This is a genomic window from Bartonella sp. M0192 (genome assembly GCF_016102305.1).
In the GTDB taxonomy this organism is placed as follows: domain Bacteria; phylum Pseudomonadota; class Alphaproteobacteria; order Rhizobiales; family Rhizobiaceae; genus Bartonella; species Bartonella apihabitans.
On sequence record NZ_JACFOU010000001.1, the window covers coordinates 1,551,602 to 1,573,083 of the forward strand.

Genomic DNA, 21,482 nt, shown 5'->3' on the forward strand with positions numbered 1-21,482 from the left:
TTTATAAAAAAACTCAACTCTTGTCGCTTGACAGATGCAGACGAACACCTTAAACGACCGCACACAGTCACAATGACTGAACTGAAAAGTGCGCGGGTGTAGCTCAGTTGGTTAGAGCGCCGGCCTGTCACGCCGGAGGTCGCGGGTTCGAGTCCCGTCACTCGCGCCATTTTCAAACAGCTTTTAAAAGCTCGTTGGAATTGGCATTTTTCCTAAAATATCCATTATTTTTTAAATCTCCCGATAATAAAAGATCTCTCTATATTCCGTCGGGAATCCGTCCGGTAAAATCTGTTCCTTCGTGCTCTCCAGCGGCGTTTTAAAGTTTCATGATAGAATCTGCTCAAGCGTCGCTATGCTCGAAATTTCAGATAAAAAAGGAAAAATGTGTCGTTTTGGCTCAACAATGACGTAAATATCGTTGCTCGCCAAAACGTGACCAGATGAATAAAATGGGAAATTTTCTATACTTTATCTCGAATAATATACGTAAAAATCCTACCAATACATTGTTTTCTAATTGTTTTTTTGAATAATCAAGAATGTTTTACACATTGATGCTTTTTTTAACATGCTGGATTTTTGCACAGCTTGTGATTTTATGATAGCGTTAGCTATTGCGCAGGAGCGTTTGGTGGGGTAACGCTTAGCGCAGATTTGTCGCACGGCATGCCCTTTAAGCTGCACGGGCGGGATTAACTTATCAACCAGCAAAGTCGTCGATTTAACCGACGTTGGTTGCGTTAGTTCGGCACCTAATTAAAGGCAGAAGTGAACCATGGCTGATCTTATTAGTTCTTATTTGCCAGTATTGATTTTTATCATCGTATCGGCGTTGATAGCTGGCGTACTTTTGATAATGCCTTACATCGTGGCTTATCGTTCCCCAGATCCGGAAAAATTATCTGCATATGAATGTGGTTTTAACTCGTTTGATGATGCACGTATGAAATTCGATATCAGATTTTATCTGGTTTCAATTCTATTTATTATTTTCGATCTGGAAGTAGCCTTTCTTTTTCCGTGGGCTGTTTCATTTGACGCGATCGGCTGTTTTGGTTTTCTTTCGATGATGGTGTTTCTTGCTGTGTTGACCGTCGGATTTATTTATGAATGGAAAAAAGGAGCACTTGAATGGGATTGATTCATGACAATTCGGCTTTGGTCGCTCCTAAGCCTAAAGGCATAATTGATCCAAATACAGGAAAACTGATTGGATCGGATGACGAGTTTTTCCAAAATATAAGCGGTGAGCTTTCTGATAAAGGTTTCTTGGTGACCTCGGTTGATGCACTTGTAACCTGGGCAAGAACCGGCTCGCTTATGTGGATGAGTTTTGGTCTGGCATGCTGTGCAATCGAATTGATGCAATGTTCCATGCCACATTATGATAATGAACGGTTTGGCTATGCACCGCGTGCTTCACCGCGTCAATCTGATGTGATGATGGTCGCTGGCACATTGACGAACAAAATGGCACCTGCACTGAGAAAAGTTTATGACCAGATGCCGGAACCCCGTTATGTGATTTCGATGGGATCGTGCGCAAATGGTGGTGGCTATTATCATTATTCATATTCTGTTGTCAGGGGATGTGATCGGATAGTGCCTGTAGATATCTATATTCCGGGCTGCCCACCAACGGCTGAAGCTTTGCTTTATGGTGTGCTTCTGTTGCAGAAAAAGATACGTCGCACCGGTTCGATTGAACGGTGAGGGGAGAGCAGTTGATGACTACTGAAGCGCTAAAGGAATTGCAATCCTATGTTACAGAACGCTTGGAGACTGTAATTGAGGATTCAACTTTTGCCTATAATGAGCTCACGCTCGTATCGAAACTTGATGCAATTGTCGATGTCCTGTCGTTTTTGAAAGATGATTCACATTGTCAATTTGTTTGTCTGATTGATATATGTGGTGTCGATTATCCGGAACGGGAAAAACGCTTCGATGTTGTCTACCATCTTTTGTCACCTCGTCACAATCTTCGGCTGCGTGTGAAAGTCCGCACGGACGAAGATACACCGGTTCCTTCTGCGTGCAGTATATATCCGGGTGCGGAATGGTATGAACGCGAGACCTATGATATGTACGGTGTTCTCTTTTCCGGTCATCCTGATTTGCGGCGTATTTTGACGGATTACGGTTTTGAAGGTCATCCTTTGCGGAAAGATTTTCCAACGTCAGGGTTTGTCGAATGCCGATATGATAATGAAGTAAAACGGGTTGTTTACGAGCCGGTTGTGCTTCGTCAGGAAATGCGTAATTTTGATTTTATGTCTCCATGGGAAGGAACCGAATATGTTCTGCCGGGTGACGAAAAAGCTGGGGGTGCAAAATGAGTTGCTATCCGGCCCGTTTAAAGTCGAGCGTTACGAATTCCGGTTTTCAATCATTGCTTAACGTCGTGAACGCTCAGATCATTACATTCATACCATTTCGAGACAGAGGAGTTGATCGTGGCTGAGGTCAATGTCCGTAATTTCAATATAAACTTTGGTCCGCAACATCCTGCTGCACACGGTGTTTTGCGTATGGTTCTTGAGCTTGATGGCGAGGTCGTCGAACGTGTTGATCCGCACATTGGTCTGCTTCACCGTGGCACCGAAAAGCTCATGGAAACGAAGACCTATTTGCAGGCTACCCCTTATCTCGACAGGTTGGATTATGTTGCCCCGATGAATCAGGAACATGCATTTGTTCTTGCCGTCGAGAAATTGTTGGGGCTAGAGGTTCCTAAAAGAGGACAACTCATTCGTGTTCTATTTTCGGAGATTGGTCGTATTCTCAATCATTTGCTGAACGTTACGACACAGGCAATGGACGTTGGCGCATTGACGCCTCCATTGTGGGGATTCGAACAACGCGAAAAACTAATGATTTTTTATGAACGTGCTTGTGGGGCTCGTTTACACGCAAATTACTTCAGACCGGGTGGTGTGCATCAGGATTTACCGGAAAAACTGGTAGAAGATATCGGCGAATTTATTGACCCGTTTTTGGTTGCGCTTGATAAACTTGATGAGCTTGTCACACCGAACCGTATTTTCAAACAACGTAACGTTGATATCGGTGTTGTGAAGATTGAAGATGCATGGGTTCGCGGTTTTTCCGGTGTAATGATTCGCAGTGCAGGCATTCCTTGGGATTTGCGTAAGAGCCAGCCCTACGAATGTTATGACGAAATGGACTTCGATATACCAATCGGTAAAAACGGCGATTGTTACGATCGTTATCTCATCCGCATGGAAGAGATGCGTCAATCGGCCAAAATTATGCGTCAATGTGTTGAACGCTTGTTGAGTACCGAAAAAAGTGGGCCTGTTCTGGCTGTTGACCATAAAGTCACTCCGCCCAGAAGAGCTGCTATGAAAAGTTCGATGGAATCTCTTATTCATCATTTTAAACTCTATTCGGAAGGGTTTCATGTTCCTGCCGGAGAAGTTTATGCTGCTGTTGAAGCGCCAAAAGGTGAATTTGGGGTTTATCTGGTTTCGGAAGGCAAAAATAAACCTTACCGTGTAAAGTTGCGTGCTCCCGGTTATGCGCATTTGCAAGCGATGGATTTTCTTACACGGGGTCATTTACTGGCTGATGTTACTGCAATACTGGGTTCTATTGATATTGTTTTTGGAGAGGTTGATCGCTGATGTCTGTGCGCCGTCTTGCCAATGAAGCCATACAACCCAGCTCATTTTCCTTTAATAAGGAGAATTTAAAATGGGCAGAAAAGACTATTGCTAAATATCCGGAAGGGCGGCAAAGGTCTGCTGTCATTCCATTGCTTATGCGCGCTCAGGAACAGGAGGGATGGGTTACCCGTGCGGCAATAGAATATGTCGCAGACATGCTTTCGATGGCCTATATCAGGGTGCTGGAAATTGCGACATTCTATACTCAATTCCAATTGAAGCCGGTCGGGACAAAAGCTCATGTTCAGGTATGCGGTACCACTCCTTGTATGTTGAGGGGCGCGGGGGACCTTATTAAAGTTTGCAAAAACAAAATAAATGAAGCTCCTTTTGTGACCAATAAGGATGGAACTCTTTCTTGGGAAGAAGTCGAATGCTTGGGGGCATGTACAAATGCGCCGATGGTTATGATCTTTAAAGATACTTACGAGGATCTTACGCCAGAGCGTTTGGAAGAAATTATTGACGCATTCGAGGCAGGTAAGGGTGATACCATTCCGGTAGGCCCACAAAATGGGCGTAAGACGTCGGAACCGATTACCGGTCTTACGTCATTGCTGGATGGAGAACAAAAAACAACCAAGAAAAAGTCTTCCGCAAAGAAGGCAGAAGAATGAGGCATTGGTTGAGGTTGGACTGTTTAATCAAGGTTGGAAGATTTTCGGTAAAGCAGTCTGAAGTAGCTGAATAAGGTATTGAAACGAAGGAAAAGGTGAGAAATGCTGGCAGATAGTGATCGCATCTTCACCAATATATACGGTTTAAAAGATAAGTCTCTCAAAGGCGCGATGTCTCGCGGTTGTTGGGACGGAACCAAAGCCATTCTTGAGAAGGGCCGTGACTGGATCATCAACGAGATGAAAGCGTCCGGTTTGCGCGGAAGAGGTGGTGCGGGATTTTCGACCGGTATGAAGTGGTCTTTCATGCCTAAACAGAATGATGGGCGTCCGCATTATTTGGTTGTCAACGCTGATGAATCGGAACCGGGAACTTGTAAAGACCGTGAAATATTACGCCACGATCCTCATACGCTGATCGAAGGATGTGTTATTGCGACTTTTGCTATGGGAGCGCACACAGCTTTTATCTATGTTCGCGGAGAATATATTCGTGAACGTGAGGCTTTGCAGGCAGCGATTGACGAATGTTACGACGCCGGTCTTCTCGGTAAAAAGACAAAACACGGTCATGCATGCGATATCATCGTTCACCATGGTGCAGGTGCATATATTTGTGGTGAAGAGACGGCTCTCTTGGAAAGCTTGGAAGGTAAAAAAGGCCAACCGCGGTTAAAACCGCCTTTCCCTGCCAATATGGGTGTTTATGGTTGTCCAACGACAGTTAATAATGTCGAGTCAATTGCTGTTTCTCCGACGATCTTGCGGCGTGGGGCATCGTGGTTTTCGTCTATTGGCCGGCCGAATAATGTGGGCACGAAACTCTTTATGTTTTCCGGACACGTTAACACACCTTGTGTTGTTGAAGAAAGTTTGGGACTTACGTTTCGGGAATTGATCGAGAAACACGCCGGCGGAATTCGCGGCGGCTGGGATAATCTTCTGGCCGTTATTCCGGGTGGTGCTTCCTGTCCGGTCGTACCGGGAGAAAAAATGCCGGATGCGATAATGGACTTTGATGGCATGAAGGCAATCGGTTCTTCATTCGGCACGGGCGGTGCAATTGTAATGGATAAATCGACAGATATCATCAAAGCTATTTGGCGTATTTCTGCGTTTTTCAAACATGAAAGTTGCGGACAATGTACCCCTTGTCGTGAAGGCACCGGCTGGATGATGCGTCTTTTGGGACGCATGGTCGAAGGACGGGCACAAAAGCGTGAAATAGATCTTTTGTTTGACGTTTCAAAACACGTTGAAGGACATACAATTTGCGCATTGGGGGATGCGGCCGCTTGGCCTGTACAGGCCCTTATCAGAAATTTCCGTCCTGAAATAGAAAAACGTATTGATGATTATACGCGCAATGCGGTTCAGAGTAAGAATATTGCTTTGGAAGCAGCAGAATAAAGACGGCAGTGTTCGAGAATTTAGAGTTTTAAAGGTTAGGCGGTTTATCCGCGGACTGGAATAACAATGGCGAAGATCAAAATTAACGGAAAAGAGATCGAAGTACCGGATCACTATACGCTTCTTCAGGCTGCCGAGGCAGCGGGAGCCGAGGTTCCGCGTTTCTGCTTCCATGAGCGGTTATCGATCGCTGGTAACTGCCGCATGTGCCTTGTTGAAGTGAAGGGTGGTCCTCCCAAGCCGACGGCTTCATGTGCAATGGGTGTGCGCGATTTGCGTCCTGGTCCCAATGGGGAGCCGCCGGAGATGTTTACCAACACTCCGATGGTCAAAAAGGCACGTGAAGGTGTGATGGAATTCCTCCTCATCAATCACCCGCTTGACTGTCCGATTTGTGATCAGGGGGGTGAATGCGACCTTCAGGATCAAGCAATGGCTTATGGTCACGATTTCTCGCGTTATACAGAAGACAAGCGTGCTGTTGAAAACAAGTATATCGGGCCATTGGTAAAGACGGTGATGAACCGTTGTATCCATTGTACAAGATGTGTGCGTTTTACAACGGAAGTAGCGGGAATATCGGAGCTTGGATTGATTGGACGTGGTGAAGACGCAGAGATTACCACTTATCTTCAGCAAGCCATGACATCCGAATTGCAAGGCAACGTTATTGACCTTTGCCCCGTTGGAGCTTTGACGTCGAAGCCTTATGCTTTCCACGCTCGTCCGTGGGAACTTACAAAGACTGAAACGATCGATGTGATGGATGCGTTGGGGAGTGCCATTCGGGTCGATACACGCGGGCGGGAAGTTATGCGTATCATGCCACGTGTCAACGACGATATTAACGAAGAATGGATTTCTGATAAAACGCGTTTTATCTGGGATGGTTTGCGCACCCAAAGACTTGATCGGCCATATGTCCGGAAAGAAGGCAAATTGGTCGAAGCAAGCTGGTCAGAAGCATTCGGAGCTATCAAATCAGCCGTAGAATTTGCTTCGGCTGACAAGATCGGCGCTGTTGCCGGTGATTTTGCTACTGTAGAAGAGATGTATGCACTAAAAATGTTGCTGAAATCTCTTGGTTCTACCGCGGTGGATTGTCGGCAGGACGGGAGCTTCCCTTCGGCTGAAAACGGGCGTTCGTCCTATATGTTCAATCCTAAGATCATCGGAATTGAAGAAGCCGATGCGCTCTTGATTATCGGCTCCAATCCACGCTTTGAAGCGGCGGTAATGAACGCAAGAATTCGCAAACGCGAACGTCAGGGGAATTTCCCGATCGGCGTTATCGGAGATAAATTGGAACTACGTTATCCTTATACTTATCTCGGTGCAGGTGCCGATACTCTTGCGCAAGTGGTCAACGGTAAAAACGAATTTTTTGAAGTTTTGAAAAAAGCCGAAAAACCGTTGATTATCGTGGGGCAGGCCGCTTTGGTTGGAGAAACTGGCGAAGCCGTGTTGAAGTCGATAGCCAAGCTTTGTGTTGAAGTCGGCGCACTCTCGGAGACATGGAACGGTTTGGGCGTTCTTCAAACAGCAGCTTCACGTGTAGGCGGGTTGGATATCGGTTTTTCTTCGCAGCTTGGTGCAGAAAACATTGTTCAAAACTCTGATGTATTGTTCCTTCTTGGAGCTGACGAAATCGATCTTGATAAAAAGAGAGGATTTACCGTCTACATTGGTAGTCATGGAGACAATGGCGCACTCAATGCGGATGTCATTTTGCCAGCATCGGCCTATACCGAAAAATCCGGCATTTATGTCAATACAGAGGGGCGCGTTCAAATGACTGCACGTGCAGCCTTTGCACCGGGAGAAGCCAAAGAAGATTGGGCGATTATAAGGGCCCTGTCGGAAGTTTTGGGGCGTAAGTTGCCGTTTGATACATTGGCAGAATTGCGCCGTAACTTGTTCGAAAATTTCCCGCATATGGCCAATATAAACGCAGTTAAAACCGGGGATATCAAAGACATTGAAAAGCTCGGTTCGCAGACTGCCAAACTTGGCAAGCAAACCTTTTCTTCTTTGATAAAAGACTTCTATTTGACAAACCCGATTGCCCGTGCGTCGGCTGTAATGGCTGAATGTTCAGCCCTTGCAAAAGCCCGACTGACAGAAGCGGCAGAATGAAGGTAGAGAGGAAAAATAAAGACGATGGGTGATTTCTTTATGACCTGGCTGCTTCCCCTGCTGATTATCGTCGGCAAAGCGGTACTGCTTTTGGTAGTTTTGTTGATTATTATCGCATATCTGCTTTATGCCGATAGAAAGATTTGGGCCGCCGTTCAATTGCGGCGTGGGCCAAATGTTGTAGGGCCTTGGGGCTTGTTCCAATCTTTTGCGGATTTGATCAAATTCGTTGTTAAAGAACCGATCATTCCGGCAGGAGCAAATAAGGGCGTGTTTTTGCTTGCGCCGTTTATTTCTTCTACATTGGCGTTATCGGCATGGGCTGTTGTGCCAGTGAGTGAAGGTTGGGCAGTTGCAAGCATCAATATCGGACTACTTTATATTCTAGCTATATCTTCACTTGAAGTTTATGGCGTGATCATGGGGGGATGGGCTTCGAACTCGAAATATCCTTTCTTGGGTGCTTTACGTTCTACCGCCCAAATGGTCTCTTATGAAGTTTCGATAGGTTTCGTTCTGGTAACTGTTATTCTGGTGAGCGGTTCGCTTGACCTGACAACAATTGTTAATGGACAGAAAGCGGGGCTGGGTACAAATATCGGACTGCCGTTCAATACGTTCCTTGATTGGAATTGGTTGGCGCTATTTCCGATGTTTATCATCTTCTTTATTTCTGCCTTAGCCGAAACAAATCGTCCACCGTTCGATTTGGTAGAAGCGGAATCCGAGCTTGTTGCCGGCCATATGATTGAATATTCTTCAACGCCTTACATGTTGTTTTTCCTTGGGGAATATGTCGCAATCGTCCTTATGTGCGCGCTGACAACCATTCTTTTCATGGGTGGATGGCTACCGCCTCTCGATGTCTGGTGGCTTAACTGGGTGCCCGGGATTATCTGGTTTGTGCTCAAAGTATGCTTTGTTTTCTTCTGGTTTGCCATGGTGAAAGCATTTGTTCCTCGCTACCGCTATGACCAGCTAATGAGATTGGGTTGGAAAGTATTCCTGCCGATTTCACTCGCAATGGTTGTTATTACGGCAGCTTATTTGAAACTTGTAGGTTGAAGGTGAAGAATATGTCTGGTCTTTTTAGAGCTGCCAAGTCACTTCTTCTGATAGAGTTCTGGAGTGCATTTTGGCTGTCCATGCGCCAGTTTGTTGCTCCAAAACCGACGATCAACTATCCTTATGAGAAGGGAGTTGTTTCTCCCCGCTTTCGTGGTGAACACGCATTGCGCCGTTATCCGAATGGCGAAGAACGTTGTATTGCATGTAAATTATGCGAGGCGATTTGCCCGGCACAAGCTATTACCATCGAAGCAGGACCTCGTCGTAATGACGGCACCCGTCGCACTGTTCGTTACGACATAGATATGGTTAAATGTATTTATTGTGGCTTTTGTCAGGAAGCCTGTCCGGTTGAAGCAATTGTTGAAGGTCCGAACTTCGAGTTTGCTACCGAAACACGGGAGGAACTTTATTATGACAAAGAAAAACTGCTTTCGAACGGAGACCGTTGGGAACGTGAAATAGCACGAAATATTGCTATGGATGCACCTTATCGGTGAGTTTAGAGAAATCGTGTGGTCGCGTTTATTGACGCGGCAGAAGATAAATCGGCGTAATTTTTTGCGTCATCGTTTGGTTTAACTTAGGGGAAACCAATGTTAACAGGTATAGCAGCGGCATTCTTTTATTTGTTCGCTTTCATTATGCTGGCTAGCGCAGTTATGGTTGTTGCCGCGCGTAATCCGGTGCATTCAGTGTTGTTTCTTATTCTTGCGTTCTTTAACGCGGCAGCATTGTTCATTTTAACCGGAGCAGAATTTCTGGGCCTCATCTTATTGGTTGTTTATGTCGGCGCAGTCGCAGTGTTGTTCTTGTTCGTTGTGATGATGCTTGATGTGGATTTTGCCGAATTGAAAAGTGGTGCATTGAAATATGCTCCCATCGGCGCTCTTGTCGGAATAATTATAGCTGTAGAACTGATTGTCGTTTTTGGAAGTTCGTATTTCTCTCCGACACTGGCAGAACATGTTACCGAGCCAATGCCAAGTCTGGCACAGCGTACAAATACACAGGCATTGGGTGACATTCTCTACACTGATTATATTTTCTACTTCCAACTCGCCGGCTTGGTATTGCTGGTGGCGATGATTGGGGCGATCGTTTTGACATTGCAACATCGTGCAGGAGTAAAAAGGCAATCAATCTCGAAACAGGTTGCCAGAATGCCTGAAGACACGATGGAAATTAAAAAAGTTGAATCTGGTAAGGGTATTTAACGGGAAGAATAATATGCACATTGAAATTGCTCACTATCTGACCGTTTCTGCATTGTTGTTCACAATTGGTGTCTTTGGCATTTTTCTGAACAGAAAAAACGTCATTATTATTCTGATGTCGATTGAGCTCATATTGCTTTCAGTCAATTTAAATTTTGTGGCCTTTTCTTCGGTCTTGCACGATCTCGTGGGGCAAGTATTTGCGCTCTTTGTGTTGACCGTTGCTGCAGCAGAAGCTGCAATCGGCTTGGCTATTCTGGTTGTGTTCTATCGTAATCGCGGTTCGATTGCGGTCGAAGATGTTAACGTGATGAAAGGCTGACGCGTTATGTTTTACGCTATTGTCTTCCTACCTATTTTAGGCTTTTTTATTGCCGGATTGGGTGGAAAAACGCTGGGAGCCCGCGCCGCCGAACTGGTGACCTGTACCTTTATGGTAATTGTCGCTGTTCTTTCATGGATAGCATTTTTCGATATTGCTATTGGAAGCGGGCAAACTGTTGATGTTCCAATATTCCATTGGATTAGAGTGGGAGGCTTGCAATTTGATTGGGCTTTGCACATCGATGCTCTAACGGCGGTGATGCTGATCGTTGTCAACACAGTTTCTGCATTGGTTCATATTTATTCTATCGGCTATATGCATAACGATCCGTCGCGACCAAGATTCTTTGCCTACTTGTCGTTTTTTACGTTCATGATGTTGATGCTGGTCACATCGAACAATCTGGTTCAACTCTTCTTCGGATGGGAAGGTGTCGGTTTAGCATCATATCTGTTGATCGGTTTTTGGTATCAACGTCCTTCGGCATGTGCTGCGGCAATCAAAGCGTTCGTTGTAAACCGGGTAGGGGACTTCGGATTCCTGATAGGTGTATTCAGCGTTTTCGTTCTGTTCAAATCGGTCAGTTTCAATACGATTTTTTCACGAGCCGCTGATCCGAGTTTCGTTGAACAAATGACTTTTCTCAGTTGGCAAGTTGATGGCAACAAAGCAATAACAGTTGCATGTCTATTTCTCTTTGTCGGTGCAATGGCCAAGTCGGCACAATTCTTCCTGCATACATGGTTGCCTGATGCAATGGAGGGGCCAACACCGGTTTCGGCGCTTATTCACGCCGCCACGATGGTTACCGCCGGCATATTCATGGTTACGCGTATGTCGCCGATTTTCGAGCTTGCTCCGACCGCTCAGACCGTTATTGTGATTATCGGCGCGACAACCGCATTTTTTGCCGCCACTGTCGGTTTGGTACAAAACGATATCAAGCGTGTCATTGCTTATTCTACCTGTTCTCAATTGGGTTATATGTTTGTGGCACTTGGTGTCGGTGCTTACAGTGCTGGTGTCTTCCATTTGTTCACTCACGCATTTTTCAAGGCATTGCTCTTTCTCGGTGCAGGTTCGGTCATTCACGCTGTTTCTGACGAACAAGATATGCGGAAAATGGGTGGTTTGCGTAAGTTTATTCCGACCACCTATTGGATGATGATTATCGGAACGCTCGCTCTGACCGGCGTCGGTATTCCAGGAACGGTCTTCGGTACAGCCGGCTTTTTCTCAAAAGATGGTATTATTGAATCGGCATTTGCTTCTCATAATGTCGCTAGCGGCTATGCATTCTGGTTGCTTGTTATCGCTGCGTTGTTTACGAGCTTCTATTCGTGGCGTCTGATTTTCCTGACATTCCACGGCAAGCCACGGGCAACAGCAGACATTATGCACCATGTGCATGAATCGGGATCGGTGATGATCGTGCCGTTGATTGTTTTGGCGATCGGTGCAGTTTTTGCCGGTGTTATTTTCCAGCCATATTTTTCCGGCGAGTTATACGATGCTTTTTGGAAAGGCGCGATATTTACCGGTGCTGAAAATCATATCCTTCATGACGCTCATGGCGTTCCGGTATGGGTGAAATGGTCGCCATTCGTAGTAATGGTTGTCGGGTTTGTATTAGCTTATCTTTTTTACATTGTTGCAACTGCCATTCCAAAGGCATTGGCCAATGCATTTCCCTTCCTTTACCGTTTTCTACTCAACAAATGGTATTTTGATGAACTTTATAACGTAGTGTTTGTCCGCTCGGCTTTTGTAATTGGTCGCTTCTTCTGGAAGGTGGGAGACGGAAAGATTATTGATGGCCTTGGCCCGAATGGCGTTGCGGCCCGCGTTGTAGACATAACCAATAAGGTGGTTCGTATGCAGACTGGGTATCTGTATCATTACGCATTCGCGATGCTGATCGGTATCGCTGCGCTCATCACCTGGATGATGATCGGGAGCTTAAACTGATGACCGACTGGCCTATTCTTTCTACGGTCACATTTTTGCCGCTTGTTGGCGTTGTTCTGATCCTTTTGATCAAGGACGATGGTGAAACAGCAAAACGCAATATTCGTAATGTGGCACTTTTTACGACTTTGTTCGTATTTGTATTGTCCCTCATCATCTGGGCTGGATTTGATAACAATAATTCCGGATTCCAGATGGAAGAGCGGATCGGTTGGCTTGGTGGTGGCATAAACTACCATATGGGCGTTGACGGAATTTCGGTTTTGTTCGTTGTCCTTTCCGGTTTTCTTATGCCGCTTTGCGTTCTGGCAAGCTGGGAAACTGTTAAAGACCGTTTAAAAGCTTATATGATTGCATTTCTTCTTCTTGAAGTTGCGGTTATTGGCGTTTTCTGCGCTCTTGATGCTGTCTTGTTCTACGTATTCTTCGAGGGAAGCCTGATACCGATGTTCATTATCATCGGTGTCTGGGGCGGTCCGCGGCGCGTCTATGCAAGCTTGAAATTCTTCTTGTATACATTTTTGGGATCGGTGCTCATGCTGGTCGCCATTATGGTGATGTTCTGGCAAGCTGGTACACTCGATATTCCGACGCTTCTGCACTATAAATTTCCAGCTCATATGCAATTCTGGTTATGGTTCGCATTCTTTGCATCTTTCGCTGTAAAAATGCCAATGTGGCCGGTTCATACATGGTTGCCGGATGCCCACGTTGAAGCTCCTACAGCCGGATCGGTAATTTTGGCCGGTATCCTGTTGAAGCTGGGCGGGTACGGTTTCATACGTTTTTCATTGCCAATGTTTCCGGTTGCTTCGGCCGATCTGGCGCCCTTTGTTTTCACTTTGTCATTGATAGCTATTATTTATACTTCTCTGGTTGCACTCGTTCAGGAAGATATGAAAAAGCTGATTGCCTATTCGTCTGTCGCCCATATGGGATATGTGACAATGGGTATTTTTGCGGCCAATGAACAAGGTATTCAAGGCGCGATCTATCAGATGCTTTCTCATGGTATCGTTTCCGCTGCTCTGTTCCTGTGTGTCGGTGTTATTTACGACAGGCTCCATACCAGAGAGATTGCAGCATTTGGTGGTCTTGCTAACAATATGCCGAAATATGCTGTTGCGTTCATGGTTTTCACAATGGCTAATATAGCTCTTCCCGGTACATCGGGATTCCTCGGTGAATTCCTGACCTTGATCGGCGTATTTCAGGTCAATAGCTGGGTTGCTATCATTGCTACGACCGGCGTTATTTTGTCTGCGTCTTATGCGCTTTATCTTTACCGCCGTGTTATCTTTGGAAAACTCGACAAGGAAAGTTTGAAGGCTCTTCTTGATTTGTCACCGCGGGAGAAATTCATCTTATATCCGATGATTGTTCTTACCGTATTTTTCGGTTTCTATCCGACGCCGGTTCTCAATACTACGGCTGCGGCAGTAGAAGCTCTTGTTAACCAGCTGCACTAAAGAGGCGAAGGTCCATGCATACTGATTTAATGGCTCAATTGCCGCTGATATTTCCCGAACTCCTCATTGTTATAGGAGCTTTGGTGCTGCTTTTGATCGGTGTATATTCCGGCGCACGTTCCTATGTAACGATCACCGGCTTATCCATTGCACTTTTAATCGCGACAATTTTTGTAATAATTCTGTCACCGAAAGATAGCGCATTTGCTACCAATGCTCTTATCATTGATGATTTTGCCCGGTTCATGAAAGTTCTCATGCTCGCCGGCGCAATATTTACCTTGATTATGTCGGTCGGATTTGCGCGTTCGGATAAGCTTGCCAAATTTGAATATCCAATTCTGATGCTTTTTGCCGTTCTCGGCATGATGCTCATGATTTCAGCCGGAAATATGCTCACACTTTATATGGGCTTGGAACTTCATTCCTTGGCTCTTTATGTGCTTGCTGCTTTCAACCGGGATAACGTAAAATCATCGGAAGCCGGATTGAAATATTTTGTGCTCGGCGCTTTGTCTTCAGGTATGCTTCTTTATGGAATTAGTTTGATTTATGGCTTTACCGGTCAAATCGGTTTTCATGAATTGGCATCGGTTCTTAATGGTCAGGTTCCGCAGCTCGGTATCATTTTCGGCATTGTCTTTGTCCTTGCAGGTCTTGCGTTCAAAATTTCGGTCGTTCCGTTTCATATGTGGACACCCGATGTTTATGAAGGTGCTCCGACTCCAATTACAGCATTTTTTGCGAGTGCTCCGAAAGTTGCAGCCATGGCACTTATTATTCGTGTCATTGTTGAAGCTTTTCTTCCACTATCGGGTATGCACGGTGCTCTGGCTGCTTGGCAACAGATTTTGGTTTTCATGTCGATTGCTTCTATGGTTTTGGGGGCATTCGCCGCTATCGGCCAGACAAACATAAAACGGCTTATGGCTTATTCATCAATCAGCCATATGGGTTATGCGCTTGTTGGTCTTTCCGCCGGAACATCGTTCGGCATTACCGGAGTGATCCTTTATATGACGGTTTACGTCGCAATGATTTTAGGGTCTTTTGCATTCATCCTCGGAATGCGGACACGTGATGGCAATGTAGAAAATATCTATGATCTCGCAGGATTAGCAAAAAGCAGACCATTTATGGCGTCGATAATGACAATTATGTTATTTTCTTTGGCAAGCGTTCCGCCAATGGCCGGCTTCTTTGCCAAATGGTACGCTTTTTCTGCCGCAGTTTATGCCGGATTGGTACCGCTTGTGGTTGTTGGTATGATCGCCTCGGTTATCAGTGCTTTTTATTACCTTCGTGTGATAAAAATTATGTGGTTCGATGAAGCCCAGCAATCGCTCTTTCTACCACTCACAGGTGAGCTGAAGTTCGTATTGACCATTAGCGGCATTTTTGTTTTGTTTTATGTGTTCTTTGGCAATTGTCTCTTTCAATTGGCAGAGAAGGCTGCTGCATCACTCTTCTGAGCGAGATGGATTTTTCACTTTCTCTTCTTGCTCAGGAACATCATTATAAGCTGGAGTCCTACGTGAGCGTGGACTCCACCAATCGCGTTGCTTTGGCACAAGCTCATGAAGGCAAGGATCGACTTTGGGTCGTTGCCGAAGAACAAACTTCGGGAAGGGCCCGACGCGGGCGCCAATGGAATAGCCCGAAAGGTGATCTTTATTCGAGCCTTCTTTTAACCCGGAATATCAATCCCATGAATGCTGCCCAGTTGGGTTTTGTTGCCGGTGTTTCTCTTGCCGATGCAGTAACAGCTTTTTTGAGAAAAAATGGAATTACCGAGGATGTTATTCGCCTTAAATGGCCAAACGACATGCTGTTAAAGGGCGCAAAAGCTTCCGGAATATTGCTTGAACTGGAGCGGATGAGCGAAAACAGTTATGCATTGGTGATTGGCATCGGTGTTAATATTATTCACCCGTTTCGAGACGCTCCTTATCCGACTGAAGCACTCATAAACATGGGAATAGCCGTTGATAGTGCAACAATTTTCAAGTTACTTAGTGAATATTGGGCGTTGAATTATGATTTGTTTCTTTCTCCCGAAGGACCGGAAATCATTAGACAAAAATGGCTCGATTATGCTGCCCATCTTGGCGAAGAGCTGACAATCACCGGTAATAATCAAACGATCTCGGGAATCTTTTCAGGCCTCGACGACAAATTCAATTGCATTATTACCAATGATCGAGGTGATGAAATAACGGTTTCCGCGGGCGACGTACATTTCGGTAACGTTGCATCTTCAAGTGCAGGTCGATAAAAGAATTAAATTCAGACAATTACGGCCCTAAAAGTCGTTTATCAGGGAGTCTTTAATGGCATCAGGCAAAAATAACGAGCTGGTTTTTCTACCACTTGGAGGCGTAGGCGAAATTGGTATGAATCTCGGCGTCTATGGCTTTGGTCCGGAAGGTAACCGACAATGGTTGATGGTTGATCTTGGTGTCAGTTTTGCAGGCCCCGAATTGCCCGGTGTAGATCTTGTAATGCCGGATATAAGATTTTTGGAAAATGAAAGACCGAATATATTGGGATTGGTTGTCACACATGCCCACGAAGATCATTTCGGCGCTATACTGGATTTGTGGCCGAAGCTTAAGATACCGGTTTACTGTACCGCTTTTACTGCCGGATTGCTGGAAACAAAACGTGAATTGGATTACAGTTCTTATGATGTTCCAGTCACACTTTTTAAAGCGGGTGATCAATTCGAACTGGGGCCGTTTGCAATCGAAGCTATAGCCGTTGCACACTCCATTCCTGAACCGGTTTCGTTGGCAATCAAAACCTCACTTGGCACTGTCATTCACACTGGTGATTGGAAAATAGACAATGAACCATCTTTAGGCGCACCGACTGACGAGAAGCGGTTTAGCGAATTGGGTGATGAGGGTGTACTTGCTCTTGTCTGTGATTCGACCAATTCTATGCGGGAAGGGGTTTCGCCCACGGAGCATGACGTTTTAAAAAGTCTGACAGAAATAATCGCGAACGAGAGGGGGCGTGTTGCAATTACAACCTTTTCCTCGAATGTTGGAAGAATTATTTCGATAGCTCGTGCAGCAAAAGAAGCCGGAAGACAAGTGCTATTGGTTGGCCGGTCGATAAAACGCAGTGTTACTGTAGCGGAAGAACTAGGATATCTTGAAGGTATAGATCCATTTCTGAATGAAGAAGATTATCCCTATATTCCACGTGATAAAATTGTCATGGTTTTGACCGGAAGTCAGGGCGAACAAAGAGCAGCTCTAGCCAAATTGTCACGTGATGAAATGCGCTCACTGGCTCTGACAGCCGGTGATACCGTCATCTATTCATCGCGGAGCATACCGGGTAATGAACGGTCGATTATTGATACACAAAATCGCTTGATCGATATGGGCGTGAAAATTATTACCGATCACGACGCACTTGTTCATGTTTCAGGTCATCCGCGGCGCAGTGACCTTAAAAAAATGTATGAATGGGTTAGGCCAAAAATATTGGTTCCGGTTCATGGCGAAGCGCTTCATTTGGCTGCACAAACCGTTTTAGGACGGCAGGCAGGAATTAAAACGGTGGCAGAAATCCGCAATGGTGACATGCTTAAACTTGCTCCCGAACCGGCCGAAATCATCGACGAAGTTCCTGTCGGGCAAATTTATAAAGACGGAAATCTCATTGGCAATGAAGATGAGATGGGCATTAGCGAACGCCGCAAATTAAGCTATGTAGGGCATGTAGCTGTGTCATTTCTTCTCGACAAACATTATAATCTGGTGGAAATGCCCGAAGTCGTTACTTTCGGTTTACCCGAGACAGACGATGAGGGTGAGCTTTTTGACGATATTATTTCGAATACGATTGAAACGACGATTGACAGTATCCCGCGTGCAAGACGTAAAGACGACGAAGTCATTCATGAGGCTGTCCGTCGTTCAATCAGAGCTACAATTAATGAAAAATGGGGGAAAAAGCCGGTTTGTACCGTGTTTATACATCATTCGAAGTAAACTGAATTCGTAATAATTGAAGTCAACTTTTGACGGTCATTGATTGTTTTCGTCAATGATTTGAATTGTGCAACCGTTTTATGACACTTGAATAAAATATGTGCGATATTGAAAGGTCGCTTCAATTGGCGCCAGAGAAAACAGAAAACATATTTCTTGCGAAAACTTTTTGATCGTGGATTGTTTCTATTTTCAAGCGTTAGTTTAGCCGCTATGGTTAATAAATATTGATAATTCTGCTCCGATTCGAAGAGCTTTAGTTGGATTTTAATGGTCGATGCGTCTATCTCGTTATTTTTTGCCTATATTGAAGGAAAACCCGAAAGAAGCTGAAATTGCTTCTCACCGTCTCATGTTGCGTGCCGGTATGATCCGCCAACAGGCTGCGGGAATATATGCCTGGCTACCGCTTGGCAAAAAGGTTCTTGACAAAGTTTGTGTCATTATTCGTGAGGAGCAAAACCGCGCGGGCGCCCTTGAAATTTGGATGCCAACCATACAGTCGGCCGATTTATGGCGTGAAAGCGGTCGTTATGACGCTTACGGGCTTGAAATGTTGCGCATCAAAGACCGTCAGGAACGTGAGCTTCTTTATGGTCCGACCAATGAGGAAGTGATTACTGATATTTTCAGGGCTCATGTAAAGTCATACAAAAATCTTCCCTTAAATCTTTATCATATTCAATGGAAATTCCGTGACGAGATAAGGCCACGTTTTGGCGTTATGCGATCACGTGAATTTTTGATGAAAGACGGCTATTCTTTCGACATTGATTATGAAGGCGCAAAAGCCGCTTATAATCGTGTGTTTGTTTCCTATTTACGCACCTTCGCCCGCACAGGGCTTAGAGCAATTCCTATGCGCGCTGATACAGGGCCGATTGGTGGTAATTTAAGCCACGAGTTTATCATTCTGGCTGATACCGGCGAAAGTGCCGTTTACTGCGATAAGCATTTTCTGGACTTGACCATTCCTCCGGCAGATGTCGATTTTTCCGATGATGCTGCGATCGCTGACATTGTCAAACAATGGACCACACCCTATGCCGCAACCGACGAAATGTATGATGAAGAGCTTTGGGCGAAAGTTCCACAATCCGACCAGATAGCGGCAAGAGGAATTGAAGTTGGTCATATCTTCCATTTCGGTACAAAATATTCGCTTCCGATGCATGCTACAGTTATGGGCCCTGACGGGCAGGAACATCCGGTGTCGATGGGATCTTATGGCATTGGCCCGTCACGTTTGGTAGCCGCAGCTATCGAAGCTTCTCATGATGAAAACGGGATCATTTGGCCACGTGCAATGTCGCCATTCGATTTTGGCATCATAAATATGAAGCCCGGCGATCAGAAGTGTGATGATTTGAGTGAAAAATTGTATCAATCGCTCATTAATGCCGGTTTTGATCCACTTCTTGACGATACACAAGAACGTGCGGGTTCGAAATTTGCGACAATGGATCTTATCGGACTTCCGACACAAATTATCATTGGTCCCAAAAACGCCGCTCAAAACGAAGTCGAAATAAAAGATCGTAAAACCGGTCATAAAGAAATACTTCCATTCGATGCGGCTTTAAGGCGTCTGACGGAGGCCTGATGAGTACGAGAGCCAAGGGTGTAAGCCGGTTAAGATTTTTGTCCTATGAATGGATGATCGCATTTCGTTATATGCTTCCTAACCGGAAACAGATGTTTACATCGGTGATATCGATCATATCGCTGATTGGCATCATGCTTGGTGTTTTTGCATTAATCGTAGTGATGGCCGTTATGAACGGTTTCAGAACTGAATTGCTCGATCGCATTTTGGGTATGAACGGCCATCTCGTAATTCAGGCGATTGATAGCGATTTTACCGATTATAATACGCTCATTCCACGTATTGAAGGTGTCGACGGTGTCAAATTTGCGCTTCCTGTAATTGAAGGGCAAGCTATGGCACAAGGAGAAGCCGCAGGCGGGACCGGAGCACTGGTTCGTGGACTTCGTAAGCAAGATCTGGATAAACTCACGACCGTTACAAAAAATATCAAATCCGGTAGTCTTGACGACTTTGACAAGCAGGACGGCGTTGCGATTGGAAGCGGCATGGCTGAAAAATTGGGTCTTTCTGTGGGAAGCGATATCCGCATTGTTACTCCCGATGGGGATGTGACACCTTTTGGCGTAACCCCGCGTGTCAAAGCTTACAAAGTCGCTGCTATCTTCACCGTGGGAATGTCGGAATATGACACGATTTTCGTCTTTATGCCTTTAAAAGAAGCTCAGGCTTTTTTCAATTTAGGCAATAAAGTCCAATCACTCGAGATATTTTTGAACGATCCCGATGCAGTTGACAAAATAAGTCCGGAAATCGAAAAAGCTGTCGGGCGGCAAGTTTATTCTATTGATTGGCGTTCAAGAAATCAGGCGTTTTTTTCTGCGTTACAAGTTGAACGCAACGTCATGTTTTTCATATTGTCGCTTATTGTGTTGGTAGCAGCTCTGAATATCATTTCCGGATTGATCATGTTGGTCAAGGATAAGGGGCATGATATTGCCATTTTGCGTACTATGGGTGCCAAACAAAGTGCAGTTATGCGTATATTCATTATGACCGGTATGGTAATCGGTGTGATCGGTACGGTTCTCGGGCTTTTGTTAGGTGTTCTGACATGCGAGAATATAGGACATATTCAGGATTTTATTTCATGGCTATTTAATGTCGATGTCTTCAATCCCCAACTTTACTTTCTTACCAAATTGCCGGCTCGTCTGGAATGGGGGCAGACGTTGATTGTTGTATTTATGGCACTTTTCCTCTCTTTCCTTGCGACATTGATACCGGCCTGGCGCGCTGCCAAACTGGATCCGGTGCAAGCGTTGAGGTATGAATAATGGCCTCGTTATTACAACTCGTGAATATTGATAGACGTTATCTGGATAGTGACAAACCCCTTGTCATTCTGGATAAAGCCAATTTTTCACTCGAGCAGGGGCAGACTGTTGCATTGGTTGCACCGTCCGGTGCCGGTAAATCCACTTTGTTGCATATTGCCGGACTTCTTGAACGGCCTAATGGCGGGGATGTCGTTTTACGTGGGCATTCCTGTTCCAATTTGTCCGATAACGATCGTACTGCAATACGTCGTAACGACATCGGTTTTGTTTATCAGTTCCATCACTTGTTGCCGGAATTTACAGCTTTGGAAAATGTGATGATACCGCAGATGATCGCCGGACTTAAGCGTTCCGAAGCGGCTGACCGGGGATTGAAATTATTGACCTACCTGCGCGTGGGGCATCGTGCCAAACACCGGCCATCAGAGCTTTCCGGTGGCGAGCAGCAACGTGTGGCTATTGCCCGGGCAGTTGCCAATGCACCGTCAGTTCTCTTGGCAGATGAACCGACAGGAAACCTCGATCCAGTTACCTCGGCATATGTTTTTCAAGCACTAGCTGCTTTGGTTCGTCAATCGGGGCTCGCTGCTCTTATTGCGACGCACAATCTGTCACTTGCAAAACAAATGGACCGGCGCATAACTCTTAAAGCCGGCAAGATTATCGAACTTCCTTGAAGTTATCTTC

General features: G+C 45.4%; 19 protein-coding genes and 1 tRNA gene. All 20 read left to right on the forward strand.

All coding sequences use genetic code 11. The features are described from left to right. Positions 1 to 92 precede the first annotated feature (92 nt). The 20 genes from H3S82_RS06805 to H3S82_RS06900 all read left to right on the forward strand — a co-directional run bounded on the left by H3S82_RS06805 (position 93) and on the right by H3S82_RS06900 (position 21,472). Positions 93 to 169, forward strand: a tRNA-Asp gene (locus H3S82_RS06805). A 609-nt stretch (positions 170 to 778) separates the two neighbouring features. After that, the gene (locus tag H3S82_RS06810) at positions 779 to 1,144 is read left to right on the forward strand and encodes an NADH-quinone oxidoreductase subunit A (RefSeq protein WP_077971446.1); all 366 of its coding nucleotides are present in this window, start codon (positions 779 to 781) and stop codon (positions 1,142 to 1,144) included. Further along, on the forward strand, positions 1,135 to 1,716 hold the full coding sequence (locus H3S82_RS06815) for an NADH-quinone oxidoreductase subunit B family protein (RefSeq protein ID WP_077971448.1): 582 nt from the start codon (positions 1,135 to 1,137) through the stop codon (positions 1,714 to 1,716). Before H3S82_RS06810 ends, H3S82_RS06815 begins: the two co-directional genes overlap by 10 nt. Before the next feature lie 14 nt (positions 1,717 to 1,730). After that, entirely contained in the window at positions 1,731 to 2,342 is a 612-nt protein-coding gene (locus H3S82_RS06820) for an NADH-quinone oxidoreductase subunit C (protein ID WP_198232076.1), read from the forward strand. Between the two features lie 117 nt (positions 2,343 to 2,459). Next, positions 2,460 to 3,650, forward strand: coding sequence for an NADH-quinone oxidoreductase subunit D (locus H3S82_RS06825; protein ID WP_198232075.1), 1,191 nt, complete (start codon positions 2,460 to 2,462; stop codon positions 3,648 to 3,650). After that, positions 3,650 to 4,309: an NADH-quinone oxidoreductase subunit NuoE gene (gene nuoE, locus H3S82_RS06830; RefSeq protein ID WP_077971454.1), complete on the forward strand. Its 660-nt coding sequence runs from the start codon at positions 3,650 to 3,652 to the stop codon at positions 4,307 to 4,309. The genes H3S82_RS06825 and nuoE overlap by 1 nt, the downstream gene beginning before the upstream one ends. Positions 4,310 to 4,411: 102 nt before the next feature. After that, positions 4,412 to 5,719 (forward strand): NADH-quinone oxidoreductase subunit NuoF, encoded by a 1,308-nt coding sequence (gene nuoF / locus H3S82_RS06835; protein ID WP_077971455.1) that lies wholly within the window; start codon positions 4,412 to 4,414, stop codon positions 5,717 to 5,719. Between the two features lie 66 nt (positions 5,720 to 5,785). After that, positions 5,786 to 7,855: an NADH-quinone oxidoreductase subunit NuoG gene (gene nuoG / locus H3S82_RS06840; protein WP_198232074.1), complete on the forward strand. Its 2,070-nt coding sequence runs from the start codon at positions 5,786 to 5,788 to the stop codon at positions 7,853 to 7,855. A gap of 24 nt (positions 7,856 to 7,879) precedes the next feature. Next, positions 7,880 to 8,920, forward strand: coding sequence for an NADH-quinone oxidoreductase subunit NuoH (gene nuoH, locus H3S82_RS06845; RefSeq protein ID WP_198224635.1), 1,041 nt, complete (start codon positions 7,880 to 7,882; stop codon positions 8,918 to 8,920). 11 nt (positions 8,921 to 8,931) lie between these two features. Then, entirely contained in the window at positions 8,932 to 9,423 is a 492-nt protein-coding gene (gene nuoI / locus H3S82_RS06850; protein ID WP_198224634.1) for an NADH-quinone oxidoreductase subunit NuoI, read from the forward strand. Positions 9,424 to 9,519: 96 nt separating this feature from the next. After that, positions 9,520 to 10,140 carry an NADH-quinone oxidoreductase subunit J gene (locus H3S82_RS06855; protein WP_198232073.1) on the forward strand — a complete coding sequence of 207 codons (621 nt, stop codon included), beginning with the start codon at positions 9,520 to 9,522 and terminating at the stop codon, positions 10,138 to 10,140. Between the two features lie 13 nt (positions 10,141 to 10,153). Further along, positions 10,154 to 10,462, forward strand: coding sequence for an NADH-quinone oxidoreductase subunit NuoK (gene nuoK / locus H3S82_RS06860; protein ID WP_075870696.1), 309 nt, complete (start codon positions 10,154 to 10,156; stop codon positions 10,460 to 10,462). 6 nt (positions 10,463 to 10,468) lie between these two features. After that, a complete protein-coding gene (nuoL, locus tag H3S82_RS06865; RefSeq protein ID WP_077971460.1) occupies positions 10,469 to 12,433 on the forward strand; it encodes an NADH-quinone oxidoreductase subunit L in 1,965 nt (654 codons plus the stop codon). Then, on the forward strand, positions 12,433 to 13,902 hold the full coding sequence (locus H3S82_RS06870; protein ID WP_077971462.1) for an NADH-quinone oxidoreductase subunit M: 1,470 nt from the start codon (positions 12,433 to 12,435) through the stop codon (positions 13,900 to 13,902). The genes nuoL and H3S82_RS06870 overlap by 1 nt, the downstream gene beginning before the upstream one ends. Before the next feature lie 14 nt (positions 13,903 to 13,916). Beyond that, positions 13,917 to 15,374 carry an NADH-quinone oxidoreductase subunit NuoN gene (gene nuoN / locus H3S82_RS06875; RefSeq protein ID WP_198232072.1) on the forward strand — a complete coding sequence of 486 codons (1,458 nt, stop codon included), beginning with the start codon at positions 13,917 to 13,919 and terminating at the stop codon, positions 15,372 to 15,374. 62 nt (positions 15,375 to 15,436) lie between these two features. After that, positions 15,437 to 16,177, forward strand: a complete 741-nt coding sequence (locus H3S82_RS06880) for a biotin--[acetyl-CoA-carboxylase] ligase (protein ID WP_343211336.1) — start codon at positions 15,437 to 15,439, stop codon at positions 16,175 to 16,177. Positions 16,178 to 16,232: 55 nt separating this feature from the next. Further along, positions 16,233 to 17,909, forward strand: coding sequence for a ribonuclease J (locus H3S82_RS06885; protein ID WP_077971468.1), 1,677 nt, complete (start codon positions 16,233 to 16,235; stop codon positions 17,907 to 17,909). A gap of 277 nt (positions 17,910 to 18,186) precedes the next feature. Then, positions 18,187 to 19,512, forward strand: coding sequence for a proline--tRNA ligase (gene proS, locus H3S82_RS06890; RefSeq protein WP_198232071.1), 1,326 nt, complete (start codon positions 18,187 to 18,189; stop codon positions 19,510 to 19,512). Beyond that, positions 19,512 to 20,792 (forward strand): lipoprotein-releasing ABC transporter permease subunit, encoded by a 1,281-nt coding sequence (locus H3S82_RS06895; protein WP_198232070.1) that lies wholly within the window; start codon positions 19,512 to 19,514, stop codon positions 20,790 to 20,792. Before proS ends, H3S82_RS06895 begins: the two co-directional genes overlap by 1 nt. Further along, a complete protein-coding gene (locus tag H3S82_RS06900) occupies positions 20,792 to 21,472 on the forward strand; it encodes an ABC transporter ATP-binding protein (RefSeq protein ID WP_078039502.1) in 681 nt (226 codons plus the stop codon). Before H3S82_RS06895 ends, H3S82_RS06900 begins: the two co-directional genes overlap by 1 nt. Positions 21,473 to 21,482 lie beyond the last annotated feature (10 nt).

Excerpts from the sequence above, each read along its gene's own strand:
- nuoL (WP_077971460.1), top strand. The coding sequence starts at position 10,469 with ATGTTTTACGCTATTGTCTTCCTACCTATTTTAGGCTTTTTTATTGCC.
- H3S82_RS06895 (WP_198232070.1), top strand. The coding sequence starts at position 19,512 with ATGAGTACGAGAGCCAAGGGTGTAAGCCGGTTAAGATTTTTGTCCTAT.
- proS (WP_198232071.1), top strand. The coding sequence starts at position 18,187 with ATGCGTCTATCTCGTTATTTTTTGCCTATATTGAAGGAAAACCCGAAA.
- H3S82_RS06870 (WP_077971462.1), top strand. The coding sequence starts at position 12,433 with ATGACCGACTGGCCTATTCTTTCTACGGTCACATTTTTGCCGCTTGTT.
- nuoI (WP_198224634.1), top strand. The coding sequence starts at position 8,932 with ATGTCTGGTCTTTTTAGAGCTGCCAAGTCACTTCTTCTGATAGAGTTC.
- nuoN (WP_198232072.1), top strand. The coding sequence starts at position 13,917 with ATGCATACTGATTTAATGGCTCAATTGCCGCTGATATTTCCCGAACTC.
- H3S82_RS06900 (WP_078039502.1), top strand. The coding sequence starts at position 20,792 with ATGGCCTCGTTATTACAACTCGTGAATATTGATAGACGTTATCTGGAT.
- nuoF (WP_077971455.1), top strand. The coding sequence starts at position 4,412 with ATGCTGGCAGATAGTGATCGCATCTTCACCAATATATACGGTTTAAAA.
- nuoK (WP_075870696.1), top strand. The coding sequence starts at position 10,154 with ATGCACATTGAAATTGCTCACTATCTGACCGTTTCTGCATTGTTGTTC.
- H3S82_RS06855 (WP_198232073.1), top strand. The coding sequence starts at position 9,520 with ATGTTAACAGGTATAGCAGCGGCATTCTTTTATTTGTTCGCTTTCATT.
- nuoH (WP_198224635.1), top strand. The coding sequence starts at position 7,880 with ATGGGTGATTTCTTTATGACCTGGCTGCTTCCCCTGCTGATTATCGTC.
- H3S82_RS06815 (WP_077971448.1), top strand. The coding sequence starts at position 1,135 with ATGGGATTGATTCATGACAATTCGGCTTTGGTCGCTCCTAAGCCTAAA.
- H3S82_RS06885 (WP_077971468.1), top strand. The coding sequence starts at position 16,233 with ATGGCATCAGGCAAAAATAACGAGCTGGTTTTTCTACCACTTGGAGGC.
- nuoG (WP_198232074.1), top strand. The coding sequence starts at position 5,786 with ATGGCGAAGATCAAAATTAACGGAAAAGAGATCGAAGTACCGGATCAC.
- nuoE (WP_077971454.1), top strand. The coding sequence starts at position 3,650 with ATGTCTGTGCGCCGTCTTGCCAATGAAGCCATACAACCCAGCTCATTT.
- H3S82_RS06810 (WP_077971446.1), top strand. The coding sequence starts at position 779 with ATGGCTGATCTTATTAGTTCTTATTTGCCAGTATTGATTTTTATCATC.
- H3S82_RS06820 (WP_198232076.1), top strand. The coding sequence starts at position 1,731 with ATGACTACTGAAGCGCTAAAGGAATTGCAATCCTATGTTACAGAACGC.